Origin of the sequence: Microbacterium sp. NPDC060117, from assembly GCF_042729315.1 — a bacterium.
Lineage (GTDB): Bacteria > Actinomycetota > Actinomycetes > Actinomycetales > Microbacteriaceae > Microbacterium.
Genome location: NZ_JBHWXR010000002.1, coordinates 275432 through 290557 on the forward strand (window position 1 = coordinate 275432; position 15126 = coordinate 290557).

Below are 15126 nucleotides of genomic sequence, written 5' to 3' on the forward strand. Positions count from 1 at the left end.
TCGTGGAGAAGTTCACTACCCATACGGGTGTCGCGGCGCCCCTGAAGCGCTCCAACGTCGACACGGACCAGATCATCCCGGCGGTGTTCCTCAAGCGGGTCACCAAGACCGGCTTCGAGGACGCGCTCTTCCACGCCTGGCGTCAGGACCCCGAGTTCGTGCTCAACCAGGACGCCTTCCGGAACGCGTCCGTGCTCGTGGCGGGTCCCGACTTCGGCACCGGATCCAGTCGCGAGCACGCGGTCTGGGCCTTGCGCGACTACGGCTTCGCCGTCGTGCTGAGCCCCCGCTTCGCCGACATCTTCCGCGGGAACTCCGGCAAGCAGGGCCTGCTCGCCGCGACCGTCGACGAGGCCGACATCGAGCGGATCTGGGCCCTGATCGACGAGGATCCCGGCCGGGAGATCACCGTCGACCTGGAGGCGCGCACCGCCACGATCGGCGACTTCCAGACCTCCATCGGGATCGACGATTACACTAGATGGCGGCTCCTCGAAGGGCTCGATGACATCGGGCTCACGCTGCGCAACGAAGACAAGATCGCGCAGTTCGAGGCCCGTCGCGAGTCGTGGCGGCCACGTACGCTTCCTGTTCTCTGAATCGGACGCGGCCGTGAGCCTAGGGCATCCGCCCGGCGGCTCCGGCCGCGCCCGTTCCACAAGAAGAGGCCCTGAATGACGACACCGCTGCACGAGACCACGCTCGCTTCGAAGCCTTCGGGCGATGTCCTGGCAATCCGCGGCGGACGGCCACTGCACGGCCGGGTGGACGTGAAGGGCGCGAAGAACCTCGCGACCAAGGCGATGGTGGCGACCCTCCTCGGGGAGACCGCGAGCACGCTCCGCGACGTCCCCGACCTCAGCGACGTCGCCGTGGTGCGCTCGCTGCTCGAAGTGCACGGTGTGCGGGTCACCGAGGGCGACGAGCCCGGGGCGCTGATCTTCGACCCGAGCGAGGTCGAGTCCGCGCACTTCGAGGAAATCGACGCCCACGCGGGCGCCTCGCGCATCCCGATCCTGTTCTGCGGCCCTCTGCTGCACCGGCTGGGACAGGCCTTCATCCCGGACCTCGGAGGCTGCCGCATCGGCGACCGCCCGATCGACTTCCACCTCGACGCGCTGCGCAAGTTCGGCGCGACCGTCGAGAAGCTGCCCAGCGGCATCCGGCTGTCCACGGGCGGCAGCCGCCTGCACGGCGCCAACATCCACCTGCCGTACCCGAGCGTCGGTGCGACCGAGCAGGTCCTCCTGACCGCGGTACGGGCCGAGGGCACGACCGAGCTGCGCAACGCGGCCATCGAGCCCGAGATCATGGATCTCATCGCCGTGCTGCAGAAGATGGGCGCGATCATCTCCTACGAGCCCAACCGCGTGATCCTCATCGAGGGCGTGGAGAAGCTGCGCGGTTACGACCACCGTTCGATCTTCGACCGCAACGAGGCCGCGTCCTGGGCCTCGGCGGCGCTCGCGACCGACGGCGAGATCTTCGTCGGCGGCGCCAAGCAGCAGGAGATGCTGACGTTCCTCAACGTGTTCCGCAAGGCGGGCGGCTGGTTCGACGTGCGCGAGGACGGGATCCTGTTCCGCCGCGACGGCGAGCTCAAGCCGGTGATCGTCGAGACCGACGTGCACCCGGGCTTCATGACCGACTGGCAGCAGCCGCTCGTTGTCGCGCTCACGCAGGCGCGCGGCCGTTCGGTGGTGCACGAGACCGTGTACGAGAACCGGATGGGCTTCACCGGCGCGCTGATCAAGATGGGCGCGGACATCGTCGTGCACCCGCACGGTCTGCAGGACGGCCCGCGTCGTGTGGCGCGTCGCGACCTCGAGCAGGCCGCGGTCATCACGGGCCCGACGCCGCTGCACGGCGCGGACATCGTGGTGCCCGACCTGCGCGGCGGCTACAGCCACGTCATCGCCGCGCTCACCGCGACCGGCGAGTCGAGAGTCTCCGGCGTCGACATCCTCAGCCGCGGCTACGAGAAGTTCCTCGACAAGCTCACCGCGCTGGGCGCCGACTTCGACGTGATCGGCTGAGATGCGCGCGACCGCCGAGAAGACCCGCCCGAGCCTGTTCTGGTTCCTGGCGGTCTTCGTGGTGCCGTTCGTCTCGTTCCTGGCGAAGATCCGGATCCGCGGCGCGGAGAAGCTGCCCCGCGCTGGCGCTTTCGTGCTGGCGCCGAACCACTACTCCGAGTTCGACCCGCTGATCGTCGCCGTCGCCGTGTGGCGGCTCGGCCGCGCGCCGCGCTTCATGGCGAAGGAGAGCCTGTTCCGCGTCCCCGTCCTGGGCTGGGCGCTGCGCGGCACGGGGATGATCCCGGTCGCCCGGGCCTCATCCGCCGCTGCGGCGAAGCAGACCCTGGTGCAGTCCGAGGAGCTCGTGGAGCACGGGCGCGGAGTCATCGTCTACCCGGAGGGCACCCTCACCCGGGATCCGGAGCTCTGGCCGATGCGCGGCAAGACGGGTGCCGTCCGCCTCGCCCTCGCCGGACGGATCCCGCTGATCCCGATGGCGCAGTGGGGCACCCAGAACATCATGGGCCGCTACCAGAAGGGGCTCAGTCTCTGGCCGCCGCGCAAGCAGGTCGACGTGCTCATCGGGGATCCGGTCGATCTCTCCGACCTCTACGGTCGAGGAGGGGAGCGTGCCGCGCTGGTGGAGGCGAACGACCGCCTCATGGCCGCCGTCACGGCGCTCCTGGAAGAACTCCGCGGCGAGAAGGCTCCCGCCGAGCGCTGGAACCCGGCCGAACACGGCCAGAAGGAGACGGGGCGTCTTGACTCCTAGGAACGCGGCCCCGCGCACCGCCTCGGTCCCGCTCGGCCCTCGCGTCACCGTGATCGGTGCCGGGAGCTGGGGCACGACCTTCGGCAAGATCCTGGCCGACGGCGGCGCACAGGTGACGATGTGGGCGCGCCGGCAGGAGCTGGCGCACGAGATCGCCGAGGCTAAGCGCAACTCGCAGTACCTGTCCGGCATCAACCTGCCACGCTCGATGACGGCCACGCATCACCTGGCCGAGGCGATCCAGGGCGCCGAGCAGGTGTACCTGTCGGTGCCCAGCCAGACGCTGCGGGAGAACCTCAAGGCGCTGCGCCCGCTGCTGCAGAACTCGGACATCCCCGTGGTCAGCCTCATGAAGGGCGTCGAGAAGCGCACCGGACTGCGGATGAGCCAGGTCATCGAGCAGGAGCTGCGCTGCGACCCCGACCGGATCGCCGTGGCGAGCGGACCGAACCTGGCGCTCGAGATCGCTCGTGAGCAGCCCACAGCCGCCGTCATCGCCTCCACCAGCCAGGAGACGGCCGACATCGTGGCGCGGACGGCGCGCAACCGCTACTTCCGCAGCTTCGTGAACACCGACGTGATCGGCACGGAGTTCGGCGGCGTGCTGAAGAATCTGATCGCGGTCGCCATCGGCATCGTCGACGGCGTCGGCTACGGCGAGAACACCAAGGCGTCGATCATCACCCGCGGCCTGGTCGAGATGACCGACTTCGCCGTGGCGAACGGCGCACAGCCGGGGACCCTGCAGGGTCTGGCCGGCCTCGGCGACCTGATCGCGACGTGCCAGTCGCCGCTCAGCCGCAACAACACGGCCGGGCGCCTGCTCGGTCAGGGATACAGCTTCCAGGACGTGGTCAAGCAGATGCAGCAGACAGCCGAGGGACTCGCGTCCGTCGCGCCGATCCTGCAGCTGGCCCGCGCCGCCGGCGTGGAGATGCCGATCGTCGAGCAGGTGAAGATGGTGCTGGACGGCGCCATGGATCCGCGTGACATCGCCCCCCATCTGACCACCGACGACGACACCCCGCAGGGGGAAGGGACGGGCAATGGACAAGCAGACGGTGGTGGTGCTCTTCGGAGGGCGCTCCAGCGAGCACTCGATCAGCTCCGCCACGGCGGGAGGGGTTCTGCGCGCCCTTGATCGAGAGCGCTACGACGTCATCCCCGTCGGGATCACTCGCGCCGGGGCTTTCGTGCTCGAAGACGACGAGCCGGAGAAGTTCCCGCTCGACGCGGCGCACCTGCCCGAGGTCGTGGACAACGGCACGCGGATCCAGTGGCCGGAGCCGGGCGGGATCCGCACGCTGCGCGTGACGCGTGCGGACGGATCGACCGAGGACCTCGGACCGATCGACGTGGTGCTGCCGCTGCTGCACGGACCGCACGGCGAGGACGGCACGCTGCAGGGCTACTTCGACACCCTCGAGGTCCCGTATGCCGGAGGCGGAGTGCTGGATTCCGCGCTGTGCATGGACAAGCACTTCATGAAGGTCGCGCTGCAGGCCGCCGGCATCGACGTGGCTCCCTGGATCACCGTGCGCGCGCGGGAATGGGCGCAGGATCCGGACGGCGTGCGCGCTGCCGCGGCCGGGCTCGGATCGCCGCTCTTCGTGAAGCCGGCCCGCGCAGGGTCGAGCGTCGGCGTCTCGAAGGTGACCGACCCGGCCGAGTTCGACGAGGCGATGCGGATCGCTCTCGCCGAGGACGACAAGGTGCTCGTGGAGACCGGGGTCGTCGGCCGCGAGATCGAGGTGGCGATCCTCGAGGGCGTGGAAGGGCCGCGTGCTTCCGTGCCGGGCGAGATCGTGCTGACGTCCCGGGGCTTCTACGATTTCGAGGGCAAGTACCTCGGCGGCGACGGTGTGGACGTGGTCTGCCCGGCCGAGCTGGGGGAGGCCGAGGTCGTCGCGATCCAGGACGCAGGCATCAAGGCGTTCGAGGCGGTCGACGGACGCGGTCTCGCTCGCGTCGACATGTTCCTCACGGCCGACGGCACCCTCGTCGTGAACGAGCTGAACACGATGCCCGGCTTCACGCCGATCTCGATGTTCCCGAAGTGCTGGATCGCCTCGGGGCTCAGCTACCGCGATCTCATCACCGAGCTGATCGAGGCGGGGCTGCGCCGCTGAGCCGCCTCTTGCGCGCCCCTCGGCGCAGCGGCATCCTGGCGTTCTGCCATGCCCGCGCCGAGGGGAGGATGCGATGGACATCATCGCGCTGACCGCCTTCCTCGCCGTGGTCCGCCATCGGCATTTCGGACACGCCGCGGCCGAGCTCGGGGTGTCGATCTCGGCGGTCACCAAACGGTTCAGCGGCTGGAGGCCGACCTCGGGATCCCGCTCATCGAGCGGGACTCCGGAGGCGTCATCGGGCTCACCGCGGCGGGGCGCCGGTTCCTCCAGTTCGCGCCCCGGGTGCTGGAAGCCGCTCAGGCCGCTCAGCTGGCGGCGGTCGCGGAGCCCGCGGAGCGGTTGCGCGTGGCGTTCCCCGCCGGAGTGGACGCGGTCGCTCCACTCATGCCGGCCGCGCTCGCAACGCTCGAGCTCGCGCTCTCGCACGCCCATCCTGGGGTCGGGGTCGTTCTCGTGCCGACCGCATTCGATCGGCTCGATCCGGACCTGACCGCCGGCGCGGTGGACGCCGTGCTCACGTTCGGTGTCGCGGAGGCCGCCGGGGTGACCTCCACTCGGCTCGGAGAGCTGCGGCGCGTCGGCCTCATCCCGACCGGGCATCCGTACACGCATCGGCGCCGCGTTCCCGTGGCCGAGTTCGCGCAGCAGCCGCTGCTGTACTCGCCGGAACTCCCGCCGAGCTACATGGATCCGTTCGTCCTCGCCGACGTCCGACCGCTCGCCGAAGCCTCGCTGGTCCGGCTGCCGGCGTCGCGGACATCGGACGTCGCCGGGCAGCTGCTCGTGGGGCCCGGGATCACGGTGGTTCCGGCGGCCCTGGCAGCGGCGCTTCCGCCCGCGTTGACCTGGGTCGAGCTCGACGGCGTTCCGGCGTGCTGGTACTACATGCACCATCGCTCGGCGGACGTCAGACCCGAGCTGCTGGCGATGATCGCGCTTTTCGCGGACTTCACCGAGGCGATCACCCGCGCGGCGCCGTCCGCGCGGCACTGAGCCGATCGGATCAGTCGCCTCCGTTTCCGCGGAGGAAACGATCCGACGGGAGACCCGCTTCCCTGGTAGAACGTCAGCATGATCCGACCGCGATGCGCGGTGCGGCGTCGTGGGGCGCGAGAAGGAGCGGTCATGGGCGCGACGATGCGAACACGGGTGGTGCTGCCGATCGTGGTCGGCGCCGTCGGCGGGCTCGCCTGGGCGGCATCGATGCGCGGCATGATGGCGCAGCTCGCAGGCTTCGAGTCGGAGTTCCACTGGCTGGGAACGTTCGGCTTCATCCTCGTGCCGGGGACGATCATGGGAGCCCTGTTCGGCTGGGCGTTCGCCCGCCGGATCGCCGGCGAACGCTGCGGGGCCGTGTGGCTGGTGTTCGCGCCGTTCGCGATGCTCGCGGATCCGGCGACGCTCCCGCTGCTCGCCGCCTTCGTCGGCGCGGGCTTCCTGTTCTCACGCCGCAGCCGGCGCGTGTTGCGGCTGCTCGCGGGGCTCCCCTCGCTGACCCTGCTCGTGGGCGTGCCCATCGGCGTCGCCGTCGTCTCCGGTGTGACGACGCCGCACGGGGCATGGCTGACCGTCCTGCTCGGCGCCCTCATCTGGGTGCCCGCGCTCGTCGAGATCGTCCTGCAGAGTCCCCGAGGAGCAGAGCGACCTGAAGCGGATCCGGAGGGGTCGAACGCGGCGGCCGTTCGGGCCGTGCGCGGCTCGGGCGTCTGAGCCGGTCGGAGCGAACGTGCGTCAGCCTGCCTTGTTCGGCGTCGGCGTCGGTGTGGCCGTGTCGGCGCCAGGGCGGTCGGTGCAGGCATGCGTGGCGGGGATCGTCGCGATCGCCGCGGCGAGGCTCTTGTTTCCGATCACATCGTTGGCGCTGACGCCCTTGTTCGGCTCATCGGGCTTGCTGTTGATGTAGAGCTGCACGGCGGGCTTCCGCCCGTAGGTGGTGAGCGTCAGATACGGGCTCTTCGAGTCGTCCACGAGCCAGTCGATGCCCTGCAGAGAGATGCACTGCAGGGCACTGGTCGGCTCCGCCTCCGGCAGACCGCAGGTGAGCAGTACCACGGAGGGGTCTCCCCAGGCCGCCGTCGCCTGCGCGTCCGTCCAGCGCCGGTCGTGCCCGTCGATCGACGGGACGTTGCTCAACCGCACCGAGACATCCGCGCAGCGCGGGTCGTTCGCATCGTCGGCGGGATTCAGATGCACCGTCGAACTGCACCCGGCCAGCAGCGCCGTCCCGAGCACGAGGACAGTGGCGACGGAGAGACGGCGGGGCATCCCTCCAGGCTACCGTTGAGAGCATGGTGGACCTTTCAGCTCCCGGATCCGTCCCGACCGCGGGGGCTCCGGCATCCGACGATCCGATGATCGGCGAAGTGAGCGAGGGGCGCGTGCTGCGCACGATCCTGGCGCGGACGCCCGCGGGGCGCGATGCGCTGCTGGGGCCGGGCGACGACGCCGCCGTGATCGCCGCGCCTTCCGGATCGGTCGTCGCGACCACCGACACCCTCGTGGAGGGGCCGGACTTCCGCGCGGCGTGGTCGAGCGGCTACGACCTGGGCTGGAAGTCGGCGGCCGTGAACCTCGCTGACGTCGCAGCGATGGGCGCGCGCCCGACGGCGCTGCTCGTGGCCCTCGCAGTGCCGAAGGACCGACGGCTCTCCTTCGTGGCGGCGCTCGCCGACGGCTTCCGCGATGCCTGCGCCGCACTCGCCCCGGGGTGCGCGGTCGTCGGCGGTGATCTGACCGTGTCAGCGACCCTGATGATCGCCGTGACGGCGCTCGGCGACCTGGAAGGTCGCCCTGCCGTCACCCGGGCCGGTGCTCGCGTGGGCGACGAGGTCGCGATCGCCGGGGAGATGGGTCTCGCCGGACACGGCCTCTCCGTGCTGTTCCGGCGCTTCCACCGCGACGGGGCGGCGGTGCCCGTGGTCGCCGCGGCGCTGACGGAGGGCGAAGCGGACGCGATCGCCGCTCAGTTGCGCCCCGCGCCGCCGATCGGGCTCGGCCCGATCGCCGCGATCGCCGGAGCCACCGCGATGATGGACGTCTCTGACGGCCTCGCCCTCGATGCGGGCCGCATGGCGGAGGCCTCCGGAGTGACGATCGCCCTGGAACGGTCGGCCCTCGGCGCGCATCCGCATCGGGCGCTCGCGGGCGGCGAGGATCACGCCCTGCTCGCCACGTTCTCCCCGGGGATGCTCCCGCCGGGATTCCGCCCGATCGGGGCCGTGATCTCCGCCGTCCCCGACGCCCCCGTGCTGTGCGACGGCGAGCCCGTGGGCCCTCTCGGCTGGGACCCCTACCGCGACGCGGGAGCCGACGCTCCGCACTGACGGACGTTCACGAAGCGGTGGGCTCCGCCCACCACAGGACGGTGTCGCCGTAGGCCTTCTCCCGGATGAGGGCGAGGCCGGCTGTGCTGAGTTCCGGCGGCGTGGAGCGTTTCGCCCGCTCGATGACGACGACGGCGTCGGGGGAGAGGAGCGGGGTGAGCGCCACCAGGTCCGCGGTCATCTCGGCATCGGACAGGTCGTAGGGCGGGTCGGTGAAGACCAGGTCGAACGGGCCCGCGGCCCGGACGAGATACCCGTGCACGGACGACTCCTGCACGGTCGTGCTCCCCGACGCGCCTGGGCCCAGCGCCCTGGAGACCGCGGACGCGTTGCGGCGGATCACCGCGGCGGCGCCGCGTCCCCTCTCGACGAGCACCGTGCTGCGGGCGCCTCGGCTGAGCGCCTCCAGGCCCAGGGCTCCGGATCCGGCGTACAGATCGAGCACGCGTGCATCGGCGATCGCATCCATCGATTCGAGAGCCCCGAACAGCGACTCGCGCACCCGATCGCTCGTGGGCCTCGTGCCCTGCCCCGGTACTTCCAGCCGGGTGCCGCCGGCGGGTCCGGCGATGATTCTCGTCACCCGTTCACCCTATTCGCCCGAGGATCTTCGACGCACGGCGCGGATCCGCCCGCCGGTCCGTGTCACAGAGGCCGCTCCAGGCCCCTCGGCGGGTGCGACAGGGGCAAGATGGACGAGTGGCCGAACCTCTTGCAGCACTGATCAGCATGCCCCGTCCGCAGATCATCGAGACGGGTGAGGGCGTGGGCCTCGCGACCTACACCTGGGGCGAGCCGGACGCTCCGGTCGTGCTGCTGGTGCACGGATTCGCCTCCAGCGCACGCGACAACTGGGTGCTGACGGGCTGGGCGCGCACGCTGGAGCGTGCCGGCTATCGTGTGCTGGCGGTCGACCAGCGCGGTCACGGCGCCAGTGAGAAGCCGCATCAGCCCGAGGACTACACCATGCGCACTCTCGCGGGCGACATCGAGCAGGTGCTCGACACCTACCTCGTCGACGAGGCGCTCTACATCGGCTACTCCCTGGGAGCCCGCGTGGGATGGGAGGTGCTGCGCGACCTCGGTGACAGGGTCCCGCGCGCCGTGCTCGGCGGCATCCCCGACGGACGTCCGCTGGAGCGGCTCGACGTCGCCGAGGTGCGCGCGTACATCACCGCGGGCACGCCGGTCACCGATCCCGCCACGCGGGACTACATCGCGCTCACCGAGCGCGTGCCGGGAAACGATCTCGACGTGATGCTCGCGCTCGCACTCGGCATGCGCGGCGAGGCGCGCACGATCGATCCGGATCCGGCGACCGCACCCGGCCAGCCGATCCTCTTCGCGACCGGATCCGAGGACCCCATCATCGACGGTTCGCGCCGCCTCGCCGAAGCGGCGCCGAACGGATCCTTCTTCGAGATCCCGGGTCGGCACCATTTCAACGCCCCGGGCTCGAAGGCCTTCCGCGATGCCGCGCTGGAGTTCCTCGGCAGCTGAGGAGCGCCTCGCCGCGGAGCGGACGTGTGCAAAGCGGGATCCGGCCGTCCGAGGCCCGTTCTAGACTTCTGAGCATGCCGCTCCGCCTCGATTCGCCGCTCGCTGTCGCGGTCGGCGACGGGAACGCGAAGGCGCTGCAGAAGGCCTTCGGCATGAGCACGGTCTGGGATCTGCTCTCGCACTACCCGCGCCGCTACGCCAACCGCGGTGAGCTCACACCGATCCTCGACCTCCCGAAGGGCGAGACGGTCACGATCGTCGCCGAGGTGATGAAGGTCGACGTGCGCGACATGAAGAACCGTCGCGGCGCGATGATGACGGTCGACATCGGCGACGGTGTCGGCCGCATGGTGCTGACGTTCTTCGCCAAGTACCGCGGTCAGCTCGAGTGGCGGGAGAAGGAGCTGCGGATCGGTCGCCGCGGGGTGTTCACCGGCAAGGTCGGCGACTACCGCGGCGTCACGCAGTTCGCGCACCCCCAGTACGAGATGTTCGACGACGAGCTGCGCGCGCGTACGCAGGCCGATGTGCTGGTGACCACACCGCTGCCCATCTACCCGGCCACGGCCGCTCTCACCACGTGGCAGATCGAGAAGATGGTCGGCACGGTCCTGGACGAGCTCGGACCGGTGCCGGAGCCCATCCCCGACGCCGTGCGCCTCCAGGAGGGCCTGCTCGATGCCCGTGCGGCGCTGGAGCGCATCCACCGGCCGAGCACCAAGGACGAGATCGCGCCGGCGATCCGCACGCTGCGCATGCACGAGGCGCTCACGCTGCAGAGCGCCCTCATGCAGCAGCGCTACCTCGTGCGCATGCTCGACGCCACGGCTCGGCCGGCGAGACCCGGAGGACTGCTGGAGCGCTTCGACGCCGCGCTGCCGTTCGAGCTCACACCCGATCAGGAGGCGGTCGGCGAGACGATCGCCGCGGACCTCGTCGGCGGGGCGCCGATGAACCGGCTGGTCCAGGGAGAGGTCGGATCCGGCAAGACGCTGGTCGCCCTGCGCGCCATGCTGCAGGTCGCGGAGTCGGGCGGCCAGGCGGCGCTCATCGCGCCGACCGAGGTGCTCGCCGGGCAGCACCTGCGCTCGATCACGAAGATGCTCGGGCCGAAGCTCGCCCCGCTCGTGATGCCCACGCTGCTCACGGGGCAGATGTCCGCGCCCGAACGGCGCAAGGCCGCGCTGCGCGTCGCGGCGGGGCAGGCGCTCATCGTGGTGGGCACGCACGCCCTGCTCGGGGAGAAGACGACCTTCGCCGACCTCGGGCTGGTCGTGGTCGACGAACAGCATCGCTTCGGCGTCGAGCAGCGTGAGGCGCTGCGCGCCAAGGGCACGAGTCCGCACGCACTGGTGCTCACGGCCACCCCGATCCCGCGCACCGTCGCGATGACCGTGTTCGGCGATCTCGACACCTCGGTGATTCGCACGATGCCGAGCGGGCGAGCGGGCATCGAGACGTTCGTCGCTCCGCTCGCCGACCACCCCGGTTGGTTCGCCCGGGTGTGGGAGCGCGCCGCGGAGGAAATCGAGAAAGGCCGTCAGGTGTTCGCCGTGTGCGCGGCGATCGACACCGACGATGGCGCCGAGGAGGCGGATCAGGAGCATTTCGCGGACGAGGAGGAGAGCCGCGGTCCGCGCTGGGGCGTGGTGCAGCTGCTGGCCGCACTCAGCACGCACCCGAAGCTGGGCTCCGTGCGTGTCGCCGGCCTGCACGGGCGCATGGCCGCGGATGAGAAGGACGCGATCATGCAGTCCTTCGCCCGCGGCGAGATCGACCTTCTCGTCGCGACGACCGTGATCGAGGTCGGCGTCGACGTGCCGAACGCCTCGACGATGATCGTGCTCGAGGCCGACCGGTTCGGCGTCTCCCAGCTGCACCAGCTGCGCGGCCGTATCGGGCGCGGCGGCGTGCCGGGCCTGTGCCTGTTGGTCACGGAGGCCGAGCAGGGCACCCCGGCCCGCGATCGGGTCGATGCGGTCGCCGCGACGCTCGACGGCTTCGTGCTCGCCGAGGTCGACCTCGATCTGCGCGGCGAGGGTGACGTGCTCGGAGCGCGTCAGTCCGGGGCGAAGTCGTCGCTGAAGCTGCTGCGCGTCATCAAGGACGCGGACCTGATCGCGCAGGCCCGCGCGATCGCCGAGGAGATCATCGAGGCCGATCCGGCGCTGCAGACGCACGACGGCCTGCGCGAGGCGATGGCGCAGCGACTCAGCATCGACGATCGTGCGGCGCTCGCCAAGAACTGAGCACGCTCTGCGGCGCCCGCTCGGCGGATGCAGAGATCCGCGCCGCTAGGGTTGAGGCATGAGCGCTCGGATCGCCGTCGTCCCCGGTTCCTTCGACCCGCCGACCCTCGGCCACCTGGACGTCATCCGACGCGCCGCCGCGCTCTACGACGAGTTGCACGTGCTGGTGGTGCACAACCCCGACAAGCAGGCCATGCTGCCGGTGGCTCAGCGCCTCGCGCTGCTGGAGGAGTCGATCGCCGAGGCCGGCGTCGCGGGAACCGTCATCGTCGGGTCCTGGAGCATGGGACTGCTGGTCGACTACGCCAGGGACGTGAACGCGAGCGTGCTGGTGAAGGGCATCCGGTCCCAGATCGACGTGGCCTACGAGTCGCCGATGGCGATCGTGAACCGGCACCTCGCCGACATCGAGACCGTGTTCCTGCTGCCTGATCCGGCGCACGCTCTCGTCTCCAGTTCGCTCGTGCGCCAGGTCGCCGCGCTCGGCGGCGACGTGTCCCCGTTCGTACCGCCGGCGGTCGCGCGCTTCCTCGACACCGGAGCCCGCGGCATCTGAACGCCCGCCCGCCGGTCCCTGAGCCCGTCGGAGGGCCCGGCCTCCGCCCAGGTGCGCCCGGTAGACTGAACCGGTGAAGACCCGACGCAAAGGACCATTCTCGCTGTCCGCGCACGACATCGTTCGTCGACCCGGTGAGATGCGGGAGTTCCGGATGGCCATTCCTCTGCCCGAGCAGTGGGGCGAGGGTCTCGTCTCGGTCGAGAAGGGCGAGGAACTCGATCTCGACGTCCGGCTGGAGTCCGTGCACGAGGGGATCCTCGTCACCGGCGAGGTCGATTCGACGTACCGCGGAGAGTGCGGTCGATGCCTGAATCCGATCGAAGAGCCTGTCGAAGTCGAGTTTCAAGAGCTTTTCGCGTACCCTGGAGAGGAAGCGAACGACTTCGAGGTTCAAGACGACCACGTGGATCTTGAAACTCTGGTCAGGGACGCGGTGGTTTTGGCGCTCCCGTTTCAGCCGGTGTGTCAGCCGGATTGCCCTGGACTCGATCCCGAGACCGGCGAGCGGCTGACCGGAAGCGCCGGGAAAGAGCAGGACGCTCCTGTCGATCCTCGATGGGCCGCGCTCCAGCAGATCACAGACCACGGAAACGCAGCGAAATAGCTGCGCGCCCAGAACACAGAAGGTAAGCAACCATGGCCGGTAACCCCCCGAAGCGCAAGGTCTCCCGTTCGAACACCCGCTCGCGTCGCGCGCAGTGGAAGGCGGAGGCTCCTGCCCTCGTCAAGACCATCGAGAACGGCAAGGTCGTCTACAGCCGTCCCCACCAGGCGAAGGTCGTCACCGACTCGCAGGGCACCGAGCTGTTCCTCGAGTACAAGGGCCGCAAGGTCGCCGACGTCTGATCGATCCTCGATCATGGCAGAAGTCCCCGTAGGGACGCGCCCTCTTTCTGAGCAGCTCGGAGTCGACATCGACCCCGAGCTGCTTCAGCTTGCGCTCACGCATCGCTCGTACGCGTACGAGAACGGCGCGCTCCCGCACAACGAGCGCCTCGAGTTCCTCGGCGACTCCGTGCTCGGCCAGGCCGTGACCGTGATGCTCTACACGACGCTTCCCGACCTCGACGAGGGTTCGCTGGCGAAGCGACGCGCGAGCGTGGTGTCGACCGTCGCTCTCGCGGAGGTCGCCCGTGGCATCGGGCTCGGCGCGCACATCCTGCTCGGAAACGGCGAGGAGCGCACCGGCGGTCGTGACAAGGACTCGATCCTCGCCGACACCATGGAGGCCGTGTTCGGGGCCACCTATCTGTCCGCGGGTCCCGAGGCGGCGACCGCGCTGGTGCTGCGACTCATCGAGCCGCTCCTCGCCGATCCGGAGAGGTACGGCGCGGCGATGGATCCGAAGACCGCGCTGCAGGAGCTGTCCGCGCATCTCGGGCTCAGCGCTCCCGCGTACGCGGTGGTCTCGACGGGTCCCGATCACGACCGGCGCTTCACCGCGACCGTGACGACGGGCGACCTGGCGAGCTCGGGCTCGGGCACGAGCAAGAAGACAGCCGAGATGGCCGCGGCGCTGGCCGCCTGGCACACGCTCAGCGACCGTGCCTGAGCTTCCCGAGGTGGAGGTCGTCCGCGCGGGCCTCGCGCCGGCGTTGACGGGCGCACGCATCCTCGCGGTGGCGGTGCACGACGAGCGCGCCCTCACGCGGCACGCAGCGGGTGCCGCCGACTTCGTCGCCCGGCTCGAAGGATCCGAGGTCGTCACGGTCGCGCGCCGAGGGAAGTTCCTCTGGATGCCGCTCGCGACCGCCGGGCCCGAAAGCAGCTCGGCGATCGTCGGACACCTGGGCATGTCGGGGCAGCTGCTGCTGCGCCGCCCCGACGCGCCTGCCGAACGGCACGAGCGGATCCGGCTCTTCGCCGAGCACCCGCAGCACGGCGAGCTCGCCGTCGTGTTCGCCGATCAGCGCACCTTCGGATCGCTCGCCGTCGATGCGCTGGTGCCGACATCCGACGGTCACGCTGCAGGCTGGGGGAGCGACGCGCCCCTCCTGCCATCGCAGGTCTCGCACATTGCGCGCGATCCCATGGACGAGGCGTTTCAGGAGAGCGTGTTCCGCCGCGCACTTCGGACGCGGTCGAGCGCCATCAAGCGCGTTCTGTTGGACCAGAACCTCATCAGCGGCGTCGGGAATATCTACGCCGACGAGTCGCTCTGGGCTGCCCGCATCCATCCCGAGACGCCGGCGTCCGTGCTGTCGACCGTGGCCGCGAACCGGCTGCTGGCCGAGGTGCGGGCCGTGCTGGAGAAAGCTCTGGCCGAAGGCGGCACGAGCTTCGACGCCCAGTACGTCAACGTGAACGGCGAGGCCGGCTATTTCGCGCACTCTCTCGAGGCGTACGGGCGCGAAGGAATCCCGTGTTCTCGCTGCGGAACACCGATCAAGCGCGTGTCGTTCATGAACCGCTCGTCGCACTTCTGCCCGAGGTGCCAGCGCCGACGATGACCGAATTCGCATCGAGCTTCGTCCGGCTTCCTCCCACGACTGCCGATATAGCAGAATAATCCTCGACATTCGTCTTGCTCCGCACCAGCCACCCATGTCGAAAGGCCCAACGCTCATGCGGTC

The 15126-nt window shown here is 70.2% G+C and carries 17 protein-coding genes and 1 pseudogene; 16 read left to right on the forward strand and 2 right to left on the reverse strand.

The window, feature by feature from the left end; genetic code table 11:
• Positions 1-2 precede the first annotated feature (2 nt).
• The 8 genes and pseudogenes from leuD to ACFWCK_RS07435 all read left to right on the forward strand — a co-directional run bounded on the left by leuD (position 3) and on the right by ACFWCK_RS07435 (position 6632).
• Complete coding sequence (gene leuD, locus ACFWCK_RS07400) at positions 3-599, forward strand: 3-isopropylmalate dehydratase small subunit (RefSeq protein ID WP_233309299.1); 597 nt, start codon at positions 3-5, stop codon at positions 597-599.
• Between the two features lie 75 nt (positions 600-674).
• Positions 675-2036 carry a UDP-N-acetylglucosamine 1-carboxyvinyltransferase gene (murA, locus tag ACFWCK_RS07405; RefSeq protein ID WP_233309300.1) on the forward strand — a complete coding sequence of 454 codons (1362 nt, stop codon included), beginning with the start codon at positions 675-677 and terminating at the stop codon, positions 2034-2036.
• Between the two features lies 1 nt (position 2037).
• Positions 2038-2790: a lysophospholipid acyltransferase family protein gene (locus ACFWCK_RS07410; RefSeq protein WP_378805261.1), complete on the forward strand. Its 753-nt coding sequence runs from the start codon at positions 2038-2040 to the stop codon at positions 2788-2790.
• Positions 2780-3931, forward strand: coding sequence for an NAD(P)H-dependent glycerol-3-phosphate dehydrogenase (locus ACFWCK_RS07415; RefSeq protein WP_378805263.1), 1152 nt, complete (start codon positions 2780-2782; stop codon positions 3929-3931). Before ACFWCK_RS07410 ends, ACFWCK_RS07415 begins: the two co-directional genes overlap by 11 nt.
• Positions 3837-4919 (forward strand): D-alanine--D-alanine ligase family protein, encoded by a 1083-nt coding sequence (locus ACFWCK_RS07420; RefSeq protein WP_378805264.1) that lies wholly within the window; start codon positions 3837-3839, stop codon positions 4917-4919. The genes ACFWCK_RS07415 and ACFWCK_RS07420 overlap by 95 nt, the downstream gene beginning before the upstream one ends.
• A gap of 73 nt (positions 4920-4992) precedes the next feature.
• Positions 4993-5085, forward strand: a pseudogene (locus ACFWCK_RS07425) (LysR family transcriptional regulator); the annotation flags it as partial.
• A 119-nt stretch (positions 5086-5204) separates the two neighbouring features.
• Positions 5205-5915 carry a LysR substrate-binding domain-containing protein gene (locus tag ACFWCK_RS07430; RefSeq protein ID WP_378805265.1) on the forward strand — a complete coding sequence of 237 codons (711 nt, stop codon included), beginning with the start codon at positions 5205-5207 and terminating at the stop codon, positions 5913-5915.
• Between the two features lie 132 nt (positions 5916-6047).
• Positions 6048-6632 carry a hypothetical protein gene (locus ACFWCK_RS07435; protein ID WP_378805267.1) on the forward strand — a complete coding sequence of 195 codons (585 nt, stop codon included), beginning with the start codon at positions 6048-6050 and terminating at the stop codon, positions 6630-6632.
• A 21-nt stretch (positions 6633-6653) separates the two neighbouring features.
• Here ACFWCK_RS07435 and ACFWCK_RS07440 read toward each other — a convergent pair whose 3' ends face one another.
• A complete protein-coding gene (locus ACFWCK_RS07440) occupies positions 6654-7187 on the reverse strand; it encodes a DUF3515 domain-containing protein (RefSeq protein WP_233309306.1) in 534 nt (177 codons plus the stop codon).
• 23 nt (positions 7188-7210) lie between these two features.
• Here ACFWCK_RS07440 and thiL point away from each other — a divergent pair, with 23 nt between their 5' ends.
• Positions 7211-8245, forward strand: coding sequence for a thiamine-phosphate kinase (gene thiL / locus ACFWCK_RS07445; protein WP_378805268.1), 1035 nt, complete (start codon positions 7211-7213; stop codon positions 8243-8245).
• Between the two features lie 7 nt (positions 8246-8252).
• Here thiL and rsmD read toward each other — a convergent pair whose 3' ends face one another.
• Entirely contained in the window at positions 8253-8828 is a 576-nt protein-coding gene (gene rsmD / locus ACFWCK_RS07450) for a 16S rRNA (guanine(966)-N(2))-methyltransferase RsmD (RefSeq protein ID WP_378805269.1), read from the reverse strand.
• A gap of 116 nt (positions 8829-8944) precedes the next feature.
• Between rsmD and ACFWCK_RS07455 the strand changes: the two genes are divergently transcribed.
• From ACFWCK_RS07455 to mutM, 7 genes are all read left to right on the forward strand, one after another.
• Entirely contained in the window at positions 8945-9745 is an 801-nt protein-coding gene (locus ACFWCK_RS07455; protein ID WP_378805270.1) for an alpha/beta fold hydrolase, read from the forward strand.
• A 74-nt stretch (positions 9746-9819) separates the two neighbouring features.
• Positions 9820-11994, forward strand: a complete 2175-nt coding sequence (locus tag ACFWCK_RS07460) for an ATP-dependent DNA helicase RecG (RefSeq protein WP_378805271.1) — start codon at positions 9820-9822, stop codon at positions 11992-11994.
• Positions 11995-12052: 58 nt separating this feature from the next.
• Positions 12053-12550, forward strand: coding sequence for a pantetheine-phosphate adenylyltransferase (gene coaD, locus ACFWCK_RS07465; protein ID WP_378805273.1), 498 nt, complete (start codon positions 12053-12055; stop codon positions 12548-12550).
• A gap of 139 nt (positions 12551-12689) precedes the next feature.
• Positions 12690-13157: a YceD family protein gene (locus ACFWCK_RS07470; RefSeq protein WP_378805960.1), complete on the forward strand. Its 468-nt coding sequence runs from the start codon at positions 12690-12692 to the stop codon at positions 13155-13157.
• A gap of 32 nt (positions 13158-13189) precedes the next feature.
• Entirely contained in the window at positions 13190-13399 is a 210-nt protein-coding gene (gene rpmF, locus ACFWCK_RS07475) for a 50S ribosomal protein L32 (protein WP_013586329.1), read from the forward strand.
• Between the two features lie 13 nt (positions 13400-13412).
• A complete protein-coding gene (rnc, locus tag ACFWCK_RS07480; protein ID WP_233309311.1) occupies positions 13413-14105 on the forward strand; it encodes a ribonuclease III in 693 nt (230 codons plus the stop codon).
• Positions 14098-15003: a bifunctional DNA-formamidopyrimidine glycosylase/DNA-(apurinic or apyrimidinic site) lyase gene (mutM, locus tag ACFWCK_RS07485; protein WP_378805274.1), complete on the forward strand. Its 906-nt coding sequence runs from the start codon at positions 14098-14100 to the stop codon at positions 15001-15003. The genes rnc and mutM overlap by 8 nt, the downstream gene beginning before the upstream one ends.
• Positions 15004-15126 lie beyond the last annotated feature (123 nt).

What these genes read in the sequence shown, in the direction of transcription:
- murA (WP_233309300.1), top strand. Translation starts at nt 675, where the DNA reads ATGACGACACCGCTGCACGAGACCACGCTCGCTTCGAAGCCTTCGGGC.
- ACFWCK_RS07410 (WP_378805261.1), top strand. Translation starts at nt 2,038, where the DNA reads ATGCGCGCGACCGCCGAGAAGACCCGCCCGAGCCTGTTCTGGTTCCTG.
- ACFWCK_RS07420 (WP_378805264.1), top strand. Translation starts at nt 3,837, where the DNA reads ATGGACAAGCAGACGGTGGTGGTGCTCTTCGGAGGGCGCTCCAGCGAG.
- ACFWCK_RS07435 (WP_378805267.1), top strand. Translation starts at nt 6,048, where the DNA reads ATGGGCGCGACGATGCGAACACGGGTGGTGCTGCCGATCGTGGTCGGC.
- ACFWCK_RS07440 (WP_233309306.1), bottom strand. Translation starts at nt 7,187, where the DNA reads ATGCCCCGCCGTCTCTCCGTCGCCACTGTCCTCGTGCTCGGGACGGCG.
- thiL (WP_378805268.1), top strand. Translation starts at nt 7,211, where the DNA reads ATGGTGGACCTTTCAGCTCCCGGATCCGTCCCGACCGCGGGGGCTCCG.
- ACFWCK_RS07460 (WP_378805271.1), top strand. Translation starts at nt 9,820, where the DNA reads ATGCCGCTCCGCCTCGATTCGCCGCTCGCTGTCGCGGTCGGCGACGGG.
- coaD (WP_378805273.1), top strand. Translation starts at nt 12,053, where the DNA reads ATGAGCGCTCGGATCGCCGTCGTCCCCGGTTCCTTCGACCCGCCGACC.
- ACFWCK_RS07470 (WP_378805960.1), top strand. Translation starts at nt 12,690, where the DNA reads ATGCGGGAGTTCCGGATGGCCATTCCTCTGCCCGAGCAGTGGGGCGAG.
- rpmF (WP_013586329.1), top strand. Translation starts at nt 13,190, where the DNA reads ATGGCCGGTAACCCCCCGAAGCGCAAGGTCTCCCGTTCGAACACCCGC.
- rnc (WP_233309311.1), top strand. Translation starts at nt 13,413, where the DNA reads ATGGCAGAAGTCCCCGTAGGGACGCGCCCTCTTTCTGAGCAGCTCGGA.